The organism is Streptomyces sp. NPDC001717 (assembly GCF_042892775.1).
In the GTDB taxonomy this organism is placed as follows: Bacteria; Actinomycetota; Actinomycetes; order Streptomycetales; family Streptomycetaceae; genus Streptomyces.
On record NZ_JBIAUK010000033.1, the window covers coordinates 51,259 to 68,402 of the forward strand.

General features: G+C 73.4%; 11 protein-coding genes and 1 pseudogene. 5 read left to right on the forward strand and 7 right to left on the reverse strand.

The features are described from left to right. Positions 1-25 precede the first annotated feature (25 nt). The 6 genes and pseudogenes from ACFYZL_RS34120 to ACFYZL_RS34145 form a co-directional block, all read right to left on the reverse strand. Positions 26-358, reverse strand: coding sequence for a hypothetical protein (locus ACFYZL_RS34120; protein ID WP_384588259.1), 333 nt, complete (start codon positions 356-358; stop codon positions 26-28). 123 nt (positions 359-481) lie between these two features. After that, positions 482-1,900: a DUF6177 family protein gene (locus tag ACFYZL_RS34125; RefSeq protein WP_388684409.1), complete on the reverse strand. Its 1,419-nt coding sequence runs from the start codon at positions 1,898-1,900 to the stop codon at positions 482-484. Between the two features lie 16 nt (positions 1,901-1,916). Then, the gene (gene eccCa / locus ACFYZL_RS34130) at positions 1,917-5,891 is read right to left on the reverse strand and encodes a type VII secretion protein EccCa (protein WP_384749126.1); all 3,975 of its coding nucleotides are present in this window, start codon (positions 5,889-5,891) and stop codon (positions 1,917-1,919) included. A 99-nt stretch (positions 5,892-5,990) separates the two neighbouring features. Continuing rightward, on the reverse strand, positions 5,991-7,955 hold the full coding sequence (locus ACFYZL_RS34135; RefSeq protein ID WP_388684412.1) for a cobalamin biosynthesis protein CbiA: 1,965 nt from the start codon (positions 7,953-7,955) through the stop codon (positions 5,991-5,993). 73 nt (positions 7,956-8,028) lie between these two features. Then, a complete protein-coding gene (gene eccD, locus ACFYZL_RS34140) occupies positions 8,029-9,384 on the reverse strand; it encodes a type VII secretion integral membrane protein EccD (RefSeq protein ID WP_384749131.1) in 1,356 nt (451 codons plus the stop codon). Positions 9,385-9,614: 230 nt separating this feature from the next. Beyond that, positions 9,615-9,920: pseudogene (locus ACFYZL_RS34145) on the reverse strand (hypothetical protein); the annotation flags it as partial. Between the two features lie 253 nt (positions 9,921-10,173). Here ACFYZL_RS34145 and ACFYZL_RS34150 point away from each other — a divergent pair. The 4 genes from ACFYZL_RS34150 (at position 10,174) to ACFYZL_RS34165 (ending at position 13,927) form a co-directional block, all read left to right on the forward strand. After that, a complete protein-coding gene (locus ACFYZL_RS34150) occupies positions 10,174-11,415 on the forward strand; it encodes a serine hydrolase domain-containing protein (protein ID WP_388684415.1) in 1,242 nt (413 codons plus the stop codon). Positions 11,416-11,499: 84 nt separating this feature from the next. Next, positions 11,500-11,979 (forward strand): GNAT family N-acetyltransferase, encoded by a 480-nt coding sequence (locus tag ACFYZL_RS34155; protein ID WP_384749140.1) that lies wholly within the window; start codon positions 11,500-11,502, stop codon positions 11,977-11,979. A 55-nt stretch (positions 11,980-12,034) separates the two neighbouring features. Further along, positions 12,035-12,571: a SigE family RNA polymerase sigma factor gene (locus ACFYZL_RS34160; RefSeq protein ID WP_384749141.1), complete on the forward strand. Its 537-nt coding sequence runs from the start codon at positions 12,035-12,037 to the stop codon at positions 12,569-12,571. Between the two features lie 54 nt (positions 12,572-12,625). Then, positions 12,626-13,927: a hypothetical protein gene (locus ACFYZL_RS34165; protein WP_384749144.1), complete on the forward strand. Its 1,302-nt coding sequence runs from the start codon at positions 12,626-12,628 to the stop codon at positions 13,925-13,927. On the opposite strand, the gene ACFYZL_RS34170 is transcribed toward ACFYZL_RS34165, so the two are convergent. Next, entirely contained in the window at positions 13,909-15,582 is a 1,674-nt protein-coding gene (locus tag ACFYZL_RS34170) for a bifunctional 3'-5' exonuclease/DNA polymerase (protein ID WP_388684418.1), read from the reverse strand. The genes ACFYZL_RS34165 and ACFYZL_RS34170 overlap by 19 nt on opposite strands. Before the next feature lie 288 nt (positions 15,583-15,870). Between ACFYZL_RS34170 and ACFYZL_RS34175 the strand changes: the two genes are divergently transcribed. Next, the gene (locus ACFYZL_RS34175) at positions 15,871-17,046 is read left to right on the forward strand and encodes a DUF2786 domain-containing protein (RefSeq protein WP_384755680.1); all 1,176 of its coding nucleotides are present in this window, start codon (positions 15,871-15,873) and stop codon (positions 17,044-17,046) included. Positions 17,047-17,144 lie beyond the last annotated feature (98 nt).

Consider the following 17,144-nt stretch of genomic DNA (forward strand, 5'->3'; position numbering starts at 1 on the left):
CACACATCACTCCCCGTGAAGTAGATCAGCGGCCCGAGAAGCGGGCCGCGTCGAAGTTCGCCGCGGACTGCTGCTGCCGCGCGTTGTCGCCCTGCTCCTGGTCACCCGAGCCGAAGGCCTGCTCCATGCCCGACTGGCCGCCCAGGATCGCCGACAGCGAGGCGTTCAGCTCCGCCGCGATCGAGTCCGAGCGGGACTTGAACGAGTCGAACGCGACCTTGCCCTGGCCGTTGAACTTGCCCTCCAGCGGCTGGGCGGCGTGGACCAGCTGCTTGACCAGTGCGCCGAGGTCCGTACTCGAATTCCGCGACCCCTTCATCAGGTTCGAAAGAACCTGAGTCCCCATGTCGAACTTCATCCCACTCCCCCGCGGTCGTACGTGCGAACGATCAAAAGTATGCCTGGTTCTATCAACATACATCGCTGATGCAATCAGCAACGAGCCACTTGTGACTCACTCATGACATACCGACAGAGATCTTCACACGCCCTTCAGATGCCTCATCAACTGCTCGAAGTCGCTCCAGCCGGAGAGATCGGACGGATCCCCCGGCAGCGGGTAGTAGTAGCCGGGGCGGGCCTTCGGCCCCAGCCGCAAGGGCTGTTCGGCGAGCGGCGTGCGCCGGGCGCGGTCGTCGGGCATGTTCCGGACCTCCTCCGCGCCCAGGACGAAGCCCAGCGGCACCCCCGGCCCCTCGAAGCGCGGCGGCACCAGCAGGTCGCGGCGGGCTTTGCGGAGCTGTACGAGCATCGACCGGAGGTGGTGGCGGGTGACGAGGGTCTCGGCGGTGCGGTGGAGGGCCTCCAGCGGGAGTTCCTCGTCGGCCCCGTAGCCGAAGGCCAGGGTGATGTCCTCCTCGACCCCCGTCTTCGTGCGCCGCACACGGACCGTGGCGAGGCCGGGGCGATCCGGGCTGCCCACGACCACGAACCAGGTCGGCTCGGGGGAGCGGGCGTGGGCGACGTCGGTGAGGCGGCCCGGAGACCACGGCAGGTTCGCGGGCTCCGCCGTGCCCCAACCCGCCGGGGGCTCGCCGGTCAGCTCCCGCCAGACCGTCTCCAGGGCCCCGCCGAGGACCAGCCGGTCGTCGGCGGGGTGGACCGTACGGAAAGTGACGGCGAGCTGTCGTTCGCCCGTGTCCGTGACCTCCTGGTACGAGGCCGCGACCGGGGTCGCCGGGTCCTCCTCGGTGGCCCGTGGCGAGACCAGAGTGCCGAACATGCCGTCCTGCCAGCGCAGCACCGCACCCGAGAGGCCGTCGTAGTAGCCCTCCCGCTCGTCCTGCACGACCCACCGCGACGGCCAGCCCGGCATGTTCGCCAGCACCGCCGGGGAGAGCGTCGTCCCCGGCGGGGTCACGATCTGCAGGCCCCGCTCGGCCGCCGCCGCGCCCCGGAAGGCGTCGGACAGCCAGGCCGTCATGGCGACGACCGGGCGGTCCATGATGATCACCGCCACGCTGTGGGTCAGCACGTCGACGGCGGGCTGCGCCGCCGCGGGCGCGGGCGCGACGCTCACGCCGTCGGTCCGCACCACGCCCAGCGAGCGCGCCATCTCCGGCGGCCAGGCGGACCCGTCGGACAGGGTGGCGAGGCGGCCCGCGAAGGTCCCCGCGAGCCGTTCCGCGTCCGGGACCCCGGTCGTGGCGCGGGCCTCGGTCCACCAGTAGGGGACCCGCGGCGGGGTTGCTCCGAGCAGCCGCTCGGCCTCTCCCTCGACCTGGATCAGCATCGGCGCCTCGACCGAGACCAGCGGCCGGCCCTGCTCGTCGCAGAGCTGGACGACCGCGCCCTCGCCCGTGGCGTTCACCAGCTTGTCCGGGCCCCCGGAGAGCAGGCCCGCGAGCACCGCCCACGGGTCGGGCATCCGCTGGGTGAGGGCTATGACGTCCTTGGTCATGTGGTCGTGCGGTCCTTCACTCGGGGGTGTAGACGGTCTGGATCAGGCGGTTGGACTGGCCCCTGCGGACGAGGACGCCGCGGCCGGCGGGCTGCTGCGAGGCGTACACGCCCGGGAACAGCTGGCCCTCGCCGCGGTCGCCCGCCATGACGATCGCGGAGGCCCCCGATTCGCGCAGGCCCTGCACCAGCGGCTCGTACATCCCGCGCGAGGCGCCGGCGACGCGCCGGGTCAGGACGAAGTGCAGGCCGATGTCCATGGCCGACGGGATGTACGGCAGGAACGGTTGCAGCGGCGACTGCCCGGCCGTGGTCAGTACGTCGTAGTCGTCGACGAGTACGACGATCCGCGGCCCGCCGCCCCAGCTGCCGGGCTCCAGGTCCTCCAGCGGGGCGTCGTCGTCGGGCATCCGCCGCTCCAGCTCGGTGGCGATGCCGGCGGCCAGGCCCGCGCACATCTTGGCGTTGTAGGCGTAGCCGCCGTTGAACTCCTCCGGGATCGCACCGCGCAGACTGCGCCGCGGATCCATGATCGCGAAGACCAGCTCGTCCTCGCCGTACCGCTCGATGAGCCCGGCCGCGACGGTCTTGAGCAGGTTGGTCTTGCCGCACTCGCTGTCGCCCATGACCAGCAGGTGCTGGTCGTGGTGGAACAGGTCGAGCAGTACGGGCGCCAGCGCGCCCTGGTCGAGGCCGATCGGCACCCGCTTCGGCTCCGCGACCGGGCCGGGCAGCAGGTGCGGCTCCAGCACGTGCGGCAGCACCCGCACCGGCTGGGCGGTCTCGCCGGTCCAGGTGGCGCGGACCGTGCGCGCCGTGCGCTCCAGCACCGCGCCCAGCTCGGCGGTGTCGCGCAGCCCGTCCGTCCGGGGCAGCGCCACCTGCGCGAAGAGCTTGCCGTCGGTCAGTACGCGGCCGGGCTCGTCGGGCGAGAGCGTCTCGGCGAGCTTGCGCTCGATGCTGGACTCGCTGGGGTCGTTGAGGCGCAGTTCGACGCGGGTGCCGAAGTTCGACTGGGTCGCGATGCGGACGTCGTTCCAGCGGAGCATGCCCGCGACGACGTGGATGCCGTAGCCGCCGCCGCGCTTGAGGATGTCGGCGATGGCGTCGTCGAGCTGCTCGAAGTCGTCGCGCAGCGCGCCGAACCCGTCGATGACCAGGACGATCTCGGCGGAGGCCAGCTGCGGCAGCCGGCCGGCCGCGTGCAGGGTGCGCAGCTGCTCCACGGAGTCGATGCCGTGGTCGCGGAAGAGGTCCTCGCGGGTGGCGAGCATGTTCCGTACCTCTTCGACGGTACGGGCCGCCCGCTCGCGGTCGGCGCGCCCCGCGATGCCGCCGACGTGCGGCAGGCCGGACAGGGCCTGGAGGCCGCCGCCGACCAGGTCGAGCCCGTAGACGCCGACCTCCTGCGGGGTGTGGGTCAGCGCGAGCGACAGGACGAGCGTGCGCAGCAGGGTGGTCTTGCCGGACTGCGGGCCGCCGATGACGGCGGCGTGGCCGCCCGCGACGGTCAGGTCGAGGTACCACTCGCCCTGCCACTGCCGGGTCGGGTCGTCGATGAGGCCGAGCGGCACCGCGAGCCGGCCGCGGCGCTTGGAGAGCTGCATGCCGCGGGCGCCCACGTCGAGGGGGCCGGCGACCGCGTCCAGGGGGATCGCCTCGGGCAGCGGAGGCAGCCAGATGCGGCGCACCGGGCCCGCGGCGCGCTCCAGCTGCTCGACGATGACGCCCAGCTCGGTCGGCCCGGTCTCGCGGCGCCGGGAGGCCGGTTCCTGCGGGCCCGCGCCATCCGGCTCGGACAGGGTGTTGAAGGCCTCGTACTCCAGGGCGAGGGGGCCGCTGTCCTCCTGCTCCGCGCGCTGCACGGGGCCGTGGTAGCCGCCCGAGACGTAGCTCGCCTTGAACCGCTCGTAGTGGCTGGTGTCGACCTTGAGGTAGCCGAAACCGGGCAGGGGCGGGAGGTGGAAGGCGTCCGAGGTGTCCAGGACGGTACGGGACTCGTCGGCGGAGAAGGTGCGCAGGCCCAGCCGGTACGAGAGGTACGTGTCGAGGCCCTTGAGCCGGCCGCCCTCGATGCGCTGGCTGGACAGCAGCAGGTGCACGCCGATGGACCGGCCGATCCGGCCGATGGACAGGAACAGGTCGATGAAGTCGGGCTTGGCGGTGAGCAGTTCGCCGAACTCGTCGATGACGACGAAGAGGTGCGGCAGCGGCTCCAGGTCGGGCCGGCGTTCGGCGCGCAGCGCGGCGTAGTCGCCGATGTCGGCCACGTTGCCCGCGTCCTTGAGGACCTGCTGGCGGCGCTTGACCTCGCCGGCGAGGGAGGCGTGGACGCGCTCGACGAGACCGGCCTGGTTCTCCAGGTTGGTGATGACACCGGCGACGTGCGGCAGGTCCGCGAACGGCGCGAAGGTCGCGCCGCCCTTGTAGTCGACGAGGACCAGGGCGAGGTCCTCCGGCGGGTGCGTCGCCACCAGGGCGAGGACGAGGGTGCGCAGCAGCTCGGACTTGCCGGAGCCGGTCGCGCCGACGCACAGGCCGTGCGGGCCCATGCCGAGCTCGGAGGACTCCTTCAGGTCGAGCAGCACGGGCTCGCGGGCGTCGCTGATGCCGATGGGCACGCGCAGGAAGGCGCGTTCGCCGCGCGGGGCCCACAGGCTCGCCAGGTCGAGGCGGGCCACGTCGTCGATGCCGAGCAGGTCGGCGAAGTCGACGGGCCCGGACAGCGGGGCGTCGATCAGGGATTCAGCGGACAGGCGCAGCGGCGCCAGCATCCGGGCCAGGCCCTCGGCGAAGGGGATGCCGACCTCGTCCACGGTGCCGTGGGCGCTGATGGGCTCGTCCTGGCGCAGGTCCTCGATGAACACCCGGTCGCCCTCGACGGTGATGCGCACGCCCACGTGGCCGGGCTCCTGGACGCGCTGGTCGAGGAGGTGGAGGACGGTGACGCCCATCTCGCGCAGGCCGACCGCCTCGTCGGGTACGGGCAGTTCGACGGCGTCCTCACCGTGTCCGTCGGTCACGACGAGCAGCCGGGAGGTCATCGACAGGGCGTCCTGGCCGGACAGTCCGCGACGCACCTCGGCCGCGTACGAGGCGCGACGGCGCAGCTCCGGGCCGATCTGGCGGGCGAGCTGGGCCGTGGAGGGGGCGATCCGGCGGGCGGCGACGGGGCCGTCGAGCTGCTCGGTGTCGAGGAGGTGCGGCATCCACTTGGCCCACTCCCAGTCGGGGAGCCGGTCGCCGGGGACGGCCAGGGCGATGGCCACGTCGTCGGGGGCGTGCAGGGCGGCGGCCTGCACGAGCAGGGCGCGGGCGACGCGCAGGCAGTCCTCGCGGGGGCCGACGACGCTGATGTTGCCGACGCGGTCGAGCGGGATGGTGAGCGGGAGGTCGGTGCCGCTGCGGAAGCGGGCCGTGAGCGCCGACGCCTCGTTGAGCATGAAGCGGTCGGGCGGGGTGAGGACGGTGGAGCCCTGCTGGCCGATCTGCAGGTCGCGCACGGGCATTTCGCCGGTGCCGACGCGCACGCGCAGGAAGTCGCCGTCGACGCGGCGGCGTTCCCACAGCCGGGCCGGGTCGCGGACGATGTCGTACAGGGCGTGCGGGGGCGGGTTGAGCACGTCGGCGAGCTCGCCGCGCTCGCGTTCCTCGCCGGCGAGTTCCTCGCGCAGGTCCTCCAGGTAGGCGAGGTAGGCCTCGCGCTGGGTGCGGCGGGTGCGCTGGGCCTTGCCGCGCTGCGAGAAGACGAGCGCGAGGGATCCGATGATGGTGACGACGAGGATCAGGGCGCCGAGTCCGGCGAACTGGCTGTTGCGGACGACCGTCATCATCACGACGGACGACATGACGCCGGCCACCGGCAGCAGCGACATCGCGATGTTGCCCGCCTTCCCCTCGGGGAGGTTGGGCGGGGCCTCGATGAGGCGGGCGGCGGGGGCGACCAGGGGCCGGACGGTCCTGGCCGGGCGGTGGATCAGTCGGGTGCTCATGGTTGGTGTCGTCCGCCGTTCGCGGTCGGGCTCGTCGGGGTCGTCGGGCTCGTTGGGCTCGTTGGGCTCGTCGGGGTCTGGCTCGGCATGTCGGTCGGGTCAGTGGCGTTGCTGGGACAGCTGGAAGACGTCCGCGGCGAGCCCGGCGGCGGTCTGCCGGGTGGAGTGGGCGAGCAGTTCGGTGCGGATGCGGCCGCCGGCCGCCAGGTGGCGGTCGTACGGCAGGACGTGGACGCTCGTCCCGATGGACTCCAGGCTGCGCACGGCCTCGGCGAGGCCGATTCCGGAGTGCGGGGACTGCTCGGTGAGCACGACGACCGTGCCGGCGATCACGTGCGGGGGCAGGCCCCGCATCCACTGGAGGACCGCGTACGTGCTCATGACGCCGTCGAGGGTGGCGGGGGTGGTCAGGACGCGGGCCTGGGAGGCGGTGAGCGCGACGCGGGCGACCTCGGCGGGCAGCGTCTCGCAGTCGACGACGGTCACGCCGAAGTAGCGGCGCAGGGCGACCATGGCCCGCTCGTAGGAGCGGGTGTCGAGCATCGCGCCGATCTGGCCCTGGCTGCCGGGCAGCAGCCAGGCGTTGTCGCGGAGCTGGACCAGGTAGCCGGTGATGTCGAGCAGCGACATCTGGGGTTCGACGATGTCCGCGATGTCGCCGGTGGTCCAGCGCAGGGACTCGGCGCCGAGGCGGATCGGCAGCGAGCCGAGGGCGGGGTCGGCCTCGACGAAGAGGACGGGGTCCTGCCGGTAGTGGGCGTACGTGGTGCCGAGCAGGGCCGCGACGGTGGACTTGCCGGCGCCGCCGCGGATGGACGTGACGGCGATCTGGCGGCCGGTGGTCACGGGCTGCTGGAGCAGCTCGGCGGCGCGGGTGGCCTCGGCGACCTCGCGGGCCGCGGATGAGGAAACGATTCGTCGCAGGGCGCGGGTGGCGCGGGCGGCGAAGGGCTCGCCGTGCAGGGGCTTGCGGCCGGCGGAGGCGACCTTGCGGTCGAGGGAGGGGCGGGAGTCGGGGGTACGGCGGCCCTGCGGGGCGGCCGCGTGGCCGGGCGCCTGGGGCTGGTGCGGGCCCGGGCCCTGGCCCTGCGGCTGGTTCGGGTGTGCGGGGCCCTGCGGGGCGGCCGCGTGGCTCGCGTGGCTCGGGGTCTGTGCCTGGCCGCCCGGGCCCGGGTAGCCGTAGGCGGGGGCCTGGCCCTGCGGGGCGGCTGCCTGGTGGGGGCCCTGACGGGTGGCGGGCCGGTGGGGGAAGGCCTGGGGGTCGGCGGCGTGGTTCTGGGCCGGGGGCTGGTTCGGGGCCGGGTATCCGTACCCGGGTGCCTGGCCCTGCGGGGCGGCCGCTTGGGCCGGGTCGTGCCGGGTGGCGGCCTGGTGGGGGAAGTGCCGGGGGTCGGCGGCGTGGGCCGGAGGCTGTGCCTGTGCCGGGGCCTGTGCCTGGCCCGGGCCGGGGTAGCCGTAGGCGGGGTCCTGGCCCTGCGGGGTGGCTGCCTGGGCCGGGGCCTGCGGGGCCGGGGCCTGGTTCGGGTAGCCGTAGGCAGGGGTTCCGGGGGCCTGGGCCTGCTGGGGTACGGCGTGGCCGGGGTACCCCTGCGGGGCGGCTTCCTGGTCATGGCCCTGCCGGGGGCCGGCGGCGTGGGCCGGAGGCTGTGCCTGTGCCTGGCCCGGGCCGGGGTAGTCGTAGGCGGGGTCCTGGCCCTGCTGGGGGGCCGCCTGGGCCGGGGCCTGCGGGGCCGGTGTCTGGTTCGGGTAGCCGTAGGCAGGGGTCCCGGGGGCGGGAGCCTGGCCCTGGTGGGGGGCGGCGTGACCGGGGTACCCCTGCGGGGCCGCTGCCGAGGGGTACGACGGGCCGGGGCCCTGCGGGGCGTGCGCCGGGTGCGGTGTGCCGGGGCCGGGCTGGGGCTGCGGCGCGTGCGGTGTGCCGGGGCCGTGGTGGGGCTGGGCCGGGTGCGGCGCGGTGGGGTCCTGGTGGGGCTGGGGCGGGTCGGGCTGGTTCGGGGGTGTGGTCGGGGGTCCGGACCTCAGGTCGCGCAGGACGTCGCCCTGCCAGTTGTCGTCGCTCGGCATGTCTGCCCCTGCCCCTCTTCTTCCTTGTTCGACCTGCTGCCCCGCCCGGAGCGCCTGCGCGTTGACTCGGACCTCAGAACTTGTCGAGCAGCTGCCCGTACACACCGAAGACCCCGACGGCGAGCGGGAAGAGCCCCACCATGCCGACCGACTCGACGAGGTCCGCCCCGCGCCCCAGCCGGACCCGCACGTGGTCCGGCGGCTGCACCGCGAGGACGAGCAGTGGCAGCAGCGCGGCCACGCCCAGGACGGCGAGCGGCCCGGCGCCCCCGCCGTGCTCGCCCCACAGCATCACGAGCCGTACGACCAGCAGCGCCGCGGCGGTGAACAGTGCCACGACCTCGGCGACCAGCGGGAAGGCCCGCGCCCTGGACAGCAGCACCACGGCGACGAGCGCCGGCAGTGCCACCGTCCACACGCTCGGCTTCGCGGCCAGCGTCAGCAGCCAGCCGGCGGCCGCCGCCGAGACGGCGGTGGCGATCGTCGCCAGGGCGAGCCCGCGGTGCGTGGCGGCGAGCGCGTTGCCCACCTCGTGGCGGCTGACGGAAGTACCGCCGGAGCGGCGGTCGTCGAGCGCGGTGAGACCGGAGGCCATCAGGGCCAGTCGCGGCAGCAGGCCGAGCAGCACCACGGAGAACAGGGCCATGACCGCGCCGAGCCGGGCCGGATCGTCCTGGACGACGGCGACGGCCTCCCACAGGGCGGTGAGCACGGCGACGGCCGTGCCGCCCATCAGCCCGCCGCGGCCGAGCGGCGAGAAGAAGCCGAGCATCACCAGCGACACGACGAGCGAGCCCGCCACGGCGGCGAGCCTGACGATCCCCGACCAGTGGTTGGCGTCCGCGGCGGTCCACGCCGTGAGCACGCCCAGGCCGCCGGAGGCGAGCAGGAGGGCGGTCGACAGGCCCTGGTTGCCCCGCCCGTTCCGGGCGACGAGCGCGCCCGCCGCCAGCAGGACGACGGTGACCGCGGCGAGGGCGCCGGCCAGGGCGCCGAGTGCGAACTCGCGGCGTGCGAGCAGCGCCGCGGTGACCGTGATCGCGACGGTCGCGACCCCGGCACTGGCCCGGCGGGCGGCCGGCCGCCAGCGCCAGGCCTGCAGATCGAGGTCGTCGGCCACCAGGTCGGTGACGTCGTGGACGACGGGGGCGGGCGGCGCCGAGTGGGTGCGGACGAGCCGCAGGACGGCGCCGTCGGCTATCCCGGCCGACGCGAGCGTGCTGTCGTGCGGCAGCGCGGAACCGTCGGACGTGATCAGTTGACGGGTCATCGGGCGCGACGCCGCCCGGTCGTCGAGCAAGTACAGGATGTCCGGGAGCAGTTGCCCGATCGGGGTGTCCGAGGGCAGGACGATGTCCGCCCGACGCCGCTCGCCGATGAGGGTCACCCGGCTCAGGTGCGCCCGGGAAGTCGTTGCTGTGCTCACCACTTACGGGAACCTATCATCGCGGCGTTGCGACCTTTCGGGGCCAAAGGGACACAGCTCTGCTCCCGGACTGTGAACTCTCCCGGATCTGCACATCGCTGCTGCTTCTTCTCCTACGAATGCGACGGCTTGGGTGACTTGGCCGTGGCGGAGTGCGACGGCTGCGGGCTCTTCGACGATTTCGGCTGCTTCGACGGGCCGGGCGAGGACGCGGCCGGGCTCGCCGGGCTCGCCGGTCCCGACGGCTGCTTCGACTTCGACGACGGTCCGGGCTGCGGCAGCGGTCCCAGTTGCTGTTGCTGCTGCTGTTGTTGCTTCTGCTGCTCGGCCTTCTGCTTCGCGAGCGTGTGCTGGATGAAGGACCAGCCGATGCATCCCGCACACAGGACGGCCGCGATGGCGATGCCCGCGAACATCTTCCCGAGCCGTTCGTCGGCCGTCCGCCGCGCCCGCTGCGCGCCGAACAGCAGGGCGTCCCTCATCCTGCGGCGGCGTACCGCCACCGATTCCAGAAGCTGGCTGTCGTAGTCCCGTGCCATCCGTCGTCCGTCGCCTCAGTCTCGGCTCGTCGAGCGCCAACTACCGCTCCGGGGGCACACGCCTGCCCGTACGACTGCCCGTACGACTGTGCGATCTCCCCGTTTTGCCTCTGCAACATAGAGCATGTCCGGGCGGTGGGCACGTCCAGGCCCGGTGCGCGACCCGAGGCCCGCCGCCGCTGCGGTCGCCGGTGCAGGTGGGCGGGGCTAGCTTGGAGGGGCGGGGTTCGTCTGCGCTGTAGGAGGGCCCGCCATGGTGGTACGTGTGCGGAGGGCGGCGGTCGGACTGGCCGCCCTCGGGATGGCGGTGGTGCCCCTCGGGGCGACGGCCGGCAGCGCCTGGAGCGCTCCCGCGGCCGGGGCGTTCACGCCGGTCACGGCACCTGTCACGGCACCGGTCACGGCGCCGGTCCCGGGCGACGACGACTTCGCGCAGCTCACGCCCGCCGTGCAGCGGCAGCTGGACCAGGCCGTGCGCAAGGTGATGGCCGAGGCCCACGTGCCCGGGGTGATGGTGCACCTGTCCGCGCCCGGCAAGGGCTCGTACGTGAAGGCCTTCGGGATCGCCGACAAGGCGACCCGCGCCCCCATGCGGACCGACATGAACATGCGGATCGGAAGCGTGACCAAGACGTTCACGGTGACCGCCCTGCTCCAACTCGTCGACCAGGGCAAGGTCGGTCTCGACGACCCCGTCGGCACGTACGTCTCAGGGGTCCCGAACGGCGATCGGATCACGCTGCGCCAGCTCGCCGAGATGCGCAGCGGGTTGTTCAACTACTCCGAGGACCCGGGGTTCGACAAGGCGTTCTTCACCGACCCGGACCGGCCGTTCACCCCGCAGGAGCTGCTCGCGTACTCCTTCAAGCACCCGGTGATGTTCGAGCCCGGCGCGAAGTTCTACTACTCCAACACCAATCTGATCCTGCTCGGGCTGGTCGTGGAGAAGCAGACCGGGCAGCACCTCGACGACTACATCAACAACAAGGTGGTCGCGCCGGCGAAGCTGCCGAACACCCTCTTCCCCGTGGGCGCCGAGTTCCCCAAGCCGCACGCCCACGGCTACACGAACCAGACGCTGACCGGGAAGGTCGAGGACTCCACCGACTGGAACCCCTCCTGGGGCTGGGCGGCCGGAGCGATGATCTCCAACCTCGACGACATGACGTCCTGGGCCAAGACCCTCGCCACCGGGACCCTGCTGACGCCGGCCACGCAGGCCCAGCGGCTGAAGGTCATCGGCGCCCTGCCGGGCACGGGCTACGGCCTCGGCATCTTCAATCTCCAGGGCTGGATCGGGCACAACGGGTCGCTGCCCGGGTACGAGGCCGTCGTCACCTACATGCCGCCCGCGCAGGCCACGATGGTCATCATGCTGAACACCGACATCACGGCGGAGGGCGAGGAGCCGAGCACCCTGTTCGCGGAGGCCATCACCAAGATCGTGACGCCGGACCACGTCTATTCGCTGCCCGCCCAGTCGACCACCAAGTAGGGCGGTCGCGGGCCGCCATCGGGGGCCGTCCGCCCCTGCGCGCACAATGGGTCCGGCGCGCAGGGACGGACGAAGGAGACGGGTGTGGACGGTCAGGTCACGCGAAACGGGTCGGGGATCGAGCTGCGTGTCGCGGGGGAGGCGGACGTCGAGGCCGCGGCGGCGCTGTTCCGCGGATACCTCGACTTCTACGAGGTGGAGGTGACCGATCCGGACCGGCCCCGCGCCTTCCTCGCCGAGCGGATCGCGAAGGACGAGTCGCTGATCCTGCTCGCCGACGCGCCGGGCGTCGGCACGGTCGGGTTCGCCCAGGTCTACCGGGCCTTCTCCTCGCTCACCATGGACACCGCCTGGATCCTCAACGACCTGTACGTGGCCCCGGAAGGCCGCCGCACCGGCGCCGGCCGGGCCCTGCTGCGCGAGGTGCTGCGCCGGGCGCGGGAGGCCGGGGTGGCGGGCGTGCAGCTGGAGACGGCCTACGACAACACGGTCGCGCAGGGGCTGTACGAGGCGGAGGGCTTCGTACGCGAGGAGTTCCACGTCTACTTCCACGAACTCGGGTGAAACATTTGCCGGTGGCCGTCGCGTCGATGGGGTGAGACGACGCGAGGGGGAGTAGATGCGGCAGGGTCGCAGAGACGGGTTCCGTGAGTTCGCGGAAGGCAGATCGGGGCACCTGTACCGGTCGGCCTGCCTGCTGACCAGCGGGGACACCCATCTCGCGGAGGACCTCGTACAGGAGACCCTGGGCCGGATGTACCTGCTCTGGGGGCGCATCTCCCGTATCGACAATCCGGCGGCGTACGCGCAGACCGTGCTCGTACGGGCCTTCCTGACGCACCAGCGCCGGCGGTCGGCGGGGGAGCGCCCGGTCGGGGAGTTCCCCGAACCGGGCGCGGCCGCGGCGGCCGGCTCGGGCTCCGCTTCCGGTTCGGCCGATCCGGCGCTGCGGCTGACGCTGCTGGAGGCGCTGGGGCGGCTCGCGCCCAAGGACCGGGCGGTGCTCGTGCTGCGGTACTGGGAGGACCGCAGCGTCGAGGAGACCGCCGACGCGATGAACACGAGCTCGGCGGCGGTCCGTACCCGGACCTCGCGGGCGCTCGGCCGGCTCAGGGAGCAACTGGGCGGCGGCATCGCCGAGTTCGCGGGTCTTTGAGCACGCACCGGTTCGTACTCCGCACACCCCTGAGAACGGAAGGTTTGGTTCCCCATGTCCTTTGAAGACGAGTTCGGCGAAGCCCTCCGGCGTGCGGGGGACGGTTTCACAGCCGACCGGCACGCCCTCGTGGAAGCCGGCGAACGGCGCGGACGGCGGCTCGTGGCCCGCCGCCGGGCCGCCGTGATCGGCGGATCGGTGCTGTCCCTGGCCCTGATCGGCGGGGCGGGCGCCTACGCGGGGGGTCTGCTGGACGGGGCGGGCCGGGCCGAGGTGGCGATGCCGCCGTCACCATCGGGCGGGCCCTCCGGCGGGGCCGGCACGCCGGCGCCGCGACCGTCGCCGCCGCGCGGGGGCGGCGCGGTCTCCGCCGAGCAAGTGGTCGAGCTGCTCAAGGGGCTGCTTCCGGAAGGGACTCTGTCCGTGACCAAGGCGACCGGTACCGACGGCACCGGTGCGAGGGTGTGGGGCGTGTACGACGATGGTGAGGGCGGAGCGGAGATCAGTCTCTCCGTGCTCCGGATGGATCCGAACTCCAGCCAGGCGCACTCGGAGACCCTCTGCGCCAAGAAGTACCTGCGGGAGGGCGACGACTGCACAGCAGAGCAACTGGCCGACGGCTCGAAGCTGCTGATCGAGCAGAACTTCTCGCCCCCCGATCTGGGTGCGGGCTTCAAGCGGTGGCGAGCCGCGGTCTTGACCCCGCAGGGGTACCTGGTCAAGTTTTCCGAATCGAATTCCCCGTTCGGGCTGTACCCGGGGAACGTCCCGTCCGGGAAGCATCCGGAGATGTCCCGGACCGACCCGCCGCTTTCCCCCGCCCGGTTGAAGGCCCTGGTCACCTCGGACAAGTGGCACCCGGTGCTGGACGGCATGCCCCCGGCCAATCCGTGGCCGCAGGGATGGTCGCCCGGCAAGCCGAACGCGCTGCGGGATCTGAACGCACTGGAGCAACTGGAGAAGATGGTCACCCGGTTGAAGGGCCCGGTCGTCTCCAAGGGCGGACAGGCGGGGTCCGGCTACGTCGTGCTCGACGACGGCAAGGGCAAGTCCCTGATCCGGCTCGACGTCGTCAAGCAGACCGGCGCCCCGAACTTCGAGGGCAACCTCCCCCCGCAGAACGACGGCACGCAGATCAGGATCACACAGGGTCCCGCGGAGCAGGGCAAGGGTGTGGTCCGGTGGACCGTGGACAGCCTGCACAAGGCCGGGCTGAGGGTGACGCTCACCGCCTACAACACTGCGGACGAGACCGGCTCGGCCACCCGTGAGACGCCCGCGCTCACGCTCGACGAGATGAAGTCCATCGTCTTCGACATGACGTGGTACGAACTGGATCACTCCACGCCGGAGTAGCACTCCACGATCGCCGTCGTGAACGGGAACCGGACCGGGGTGTCGCCGAAGGTGATCCGCCCGGCCCGGTCGCCGGCGGCCCGGATGGCCTCGGCCACGGCCTCCGCCTCCTCGGCCGGGCAGTGCACGATCACCTCGTCGTGCTGGAAGAACACCAGCTCGGCCCGCATCCCGGCGAGCGCCTGGCGCAGGGCCGCGAGCAGCAGCAGGGCCCAGTCCGCGGCGCTGCCCTGCACGACGAAGTTGCGGGTGAAGCGGCCGCGGGCGCGGGTGTTGGTCGAGGCGTAGCTGGGGGGCCGGCCCTCGTCCCGGTCCTGCGGGATGCCCGCCTCCCCCTCCTCGGGGACCTGGGCGGGCGGCGGGCAGGTGCGGCCCAGCCAGGTCCGTACGAGCCGGCCCTCCTCCCCGGCCTTCGCCGCCTCGTCCACGTACGCCACGGCGCGGGGGAAGCGGCGGCGCAGGGCCGCCAGGTTCTTGAGGCCGTCGCCGGAGGTCTGGCCGTACACCGCGCCCAGGACGGCGAGCTTGGCCTGGTCGCGGTCGCCGGAGAAGCCCTGGCGGGAGACGGCCGTGTAGAGGTCCTCCGAGCGCCCGGCCACCTCCATGAAGGCGGGGTCGCGGGAGATCGCGGCAAGGACGCGGGGCTCCATCTGGTCGGCGTCGGCGACGACGAGCCGCCAGCCGGGGTCGGCGACGACGGCCCGGCGGATCACCTTGGGGATCTGCAGGGCCCCGCCGCCGTTGGTGACCCAGCGGCCGGTGAGGGTGCCGCCGGGGATGAACTCCGGGCGGAAGCGGCCGTCGTGGACCCAGTCCGCGAGCCAGCTCCAGCCGTGGGCGGTGTAGATCCGGTACAGCTTCTTGTACGCGAGGAGCGGCTCGACGGCGGGGTGGTCGAGCTCCTGGATCTCCCAGCGGCGGGTCGACTTCAGCTTGATGCCGGCCTCGGCGAACGCCTTGATGACGTCGGCCGGCAGGTCGGGACGCACCCGGCGGCCGAACGCGGCGGAGATCCGGTCGGCCAGCTCGGCGAGGCGGCGGGGCTCGCCGCCGCCCGCGTACCGCTCGCCGAGCAGCTCGGTCAGCAGCGCCCGGTGCACGTCGGCCCGCCAGGGCAGACCCGCGCGGTGCATCTCGCCGGCCACGAGGAAGGCCGCGGACTCGGAGGCGGTGAGCAGCCGCATGCGGTCGGGGTGGGCGGTGGCGTCGATGCGCTTCGCCTGGTCGGCGTGGACGGCGAGCAGCGCGTCCAGGGGGACGGGGGCCGGGCGGGCGTCGAAGAGGGAGTCCTGGGTGCCGGGCTCGGCGGCGCGCTGCGGTGGATCCGGGGGTACGGGACCGCCGGTGAGCCGCGCCCAGGCGGCGGCGGCCGAGCGGGGCTCGCCGTGGCGGCCCTCGTGGCCGAGGAGCAGCAGCTCGGCGTTCTCGACGTCGTAGCAGCGCTCCACGCGGGCACCGGCGGCGAGCAGGCGGGGGTAGACGGCGGCGGTGGACTGCCAGATCCAGCGGGTGGCGGGGGGTGCGGCGCGGATCGCTTCCGCGGGGTCGGCGACGCGGATGGGTCTTGCCGCCGCGTCGACGGGCGCGGCGAGCCATTGCCCGTCGCCGTCCTCGGCGAGGGCCCACCTCCCCGCGTTCCCGCTCCGCTCGCTCACGGGTGCGAGTGTCCCACCGGGGTCTGACAGTGCCGTGGAGCCGGGGCTGCGTGCCGGTGCGGCGCCGTTGCGGGGGCTCCGCCCCCGAACCCCCGCGCCTCAAACGCCGGCGGGGCTGATTTGTCCGACGTCCGCTTGCAAGTGCGCGCAGGGCAATCCAGCCCCGCCGGCGTTTGAGGCGGGAACGGTGGAAGGGCGGGTAGGGGACCCGCTCCGCGCAGCGGCCACCGCACGCAGACGCACCACCGCCCCGGCTGCCTTGCGAAGGCGGCATGCCAAGCTGGGGATGTGACTCCCCTCGCCGCCACCGTCGACCGTGCCTTCGCCGCCGCCCTCTACGCCCAGGACGACGCCGGGCTGGACACCGGCGCCTCCGTACTGGCGGCGGACCCGGCCGCCTGGGCCGGCATCGGCCAGGAGCTGCTCGTGCGCGGGGAGGGGTACGTACGGCAGGCCTGGGAGCGCGGGTGGCAGCCGGCCGACCTGCTGCGGCTGGTGCGGCGGGACCTCGACGAGCGGCACATACGCATCGCCGGCGACCTGATCGCCGGCGAGGCACGCCGCTACGCCCGGCTCCCCGAGCGGTGGACCGAGGCGGAGGTGTGGTGGACGGGCGACCGGGAGTACGCGCAAGGGCTCGCGCAGCGGGAACGGACGGACCGGTTCACCCTGGCGACCGCGCTGCTGGAGGTGTTCCGGCTGCTGATCCGGCTGCCGTCCATCGAACCGGTGGGCCCGCTTCCGGGCGACCCCCTGGACGAGCACGAACACGCGCACATCGAGCCCCGCATGCTCGGCCGCATCCGCGCCCTGCTCGCGAAGGCCGAGGCGACGACCTTCCCCGAGGAGGCGGAGGCGCTCAGCGCCAAGGCGCAGGAGCTGATGGCCCGGCACACCGTGGACGAGGCGCTGCTGGCCGCGCGCGGAGGCCGCCCCGCGCAGGTGCCGGGGGCCTGCCGGATCGGGGTCGAGCCGCCGTACGAGGAGGCCAAGGCGGTGCTGCTCGACGCGGTGGCCACGGCCAACCGCTGCCGGGCGGTGTGGAACAGCGCGTTCGAGTTCTCCACGGTGGTCGGCTTCGAGAGCGACCTGGAGGCGGTGGAGCTGCTGTACACCTCGCTGCTGGTGCAGGGCATGGCGGCGATGACCCGCGCGGAGGCCGCGCAGCGGGCCGGGGGGCGCAAGCGGACCAAGACCTTCCGGCAGTCGTTCCTGCTCGCGTACGCCAGCCGGCTCGGGCGGCGGCTGGCGGAGACCGCGGAGCACGCGGTGAGCGAGGCGCCGGACAACCTGCCCGCGCTGGTGGCGCGTGACGTGGCGGTGACGTCCCGGGCGGACGAGATGTTCCCGAAGACGACGACGACCCGGCTGCGGGGGGCCACCGATCACGCGGGCTGGGAGGACGGCACGGCGGCCGCCGATGCCGCGCACGTGGGGGGTCGCCGCAAGCCGCTGCCGCGCTAGCCGCTGCCTGCCGGGTGCGGCGCCGTGGCGGGGGCTCCGCCCCCGAACCCCCGCGCAGCGGCACTTCCGGCGCGGAGCCCCGGCGGTACCGCCCAGCG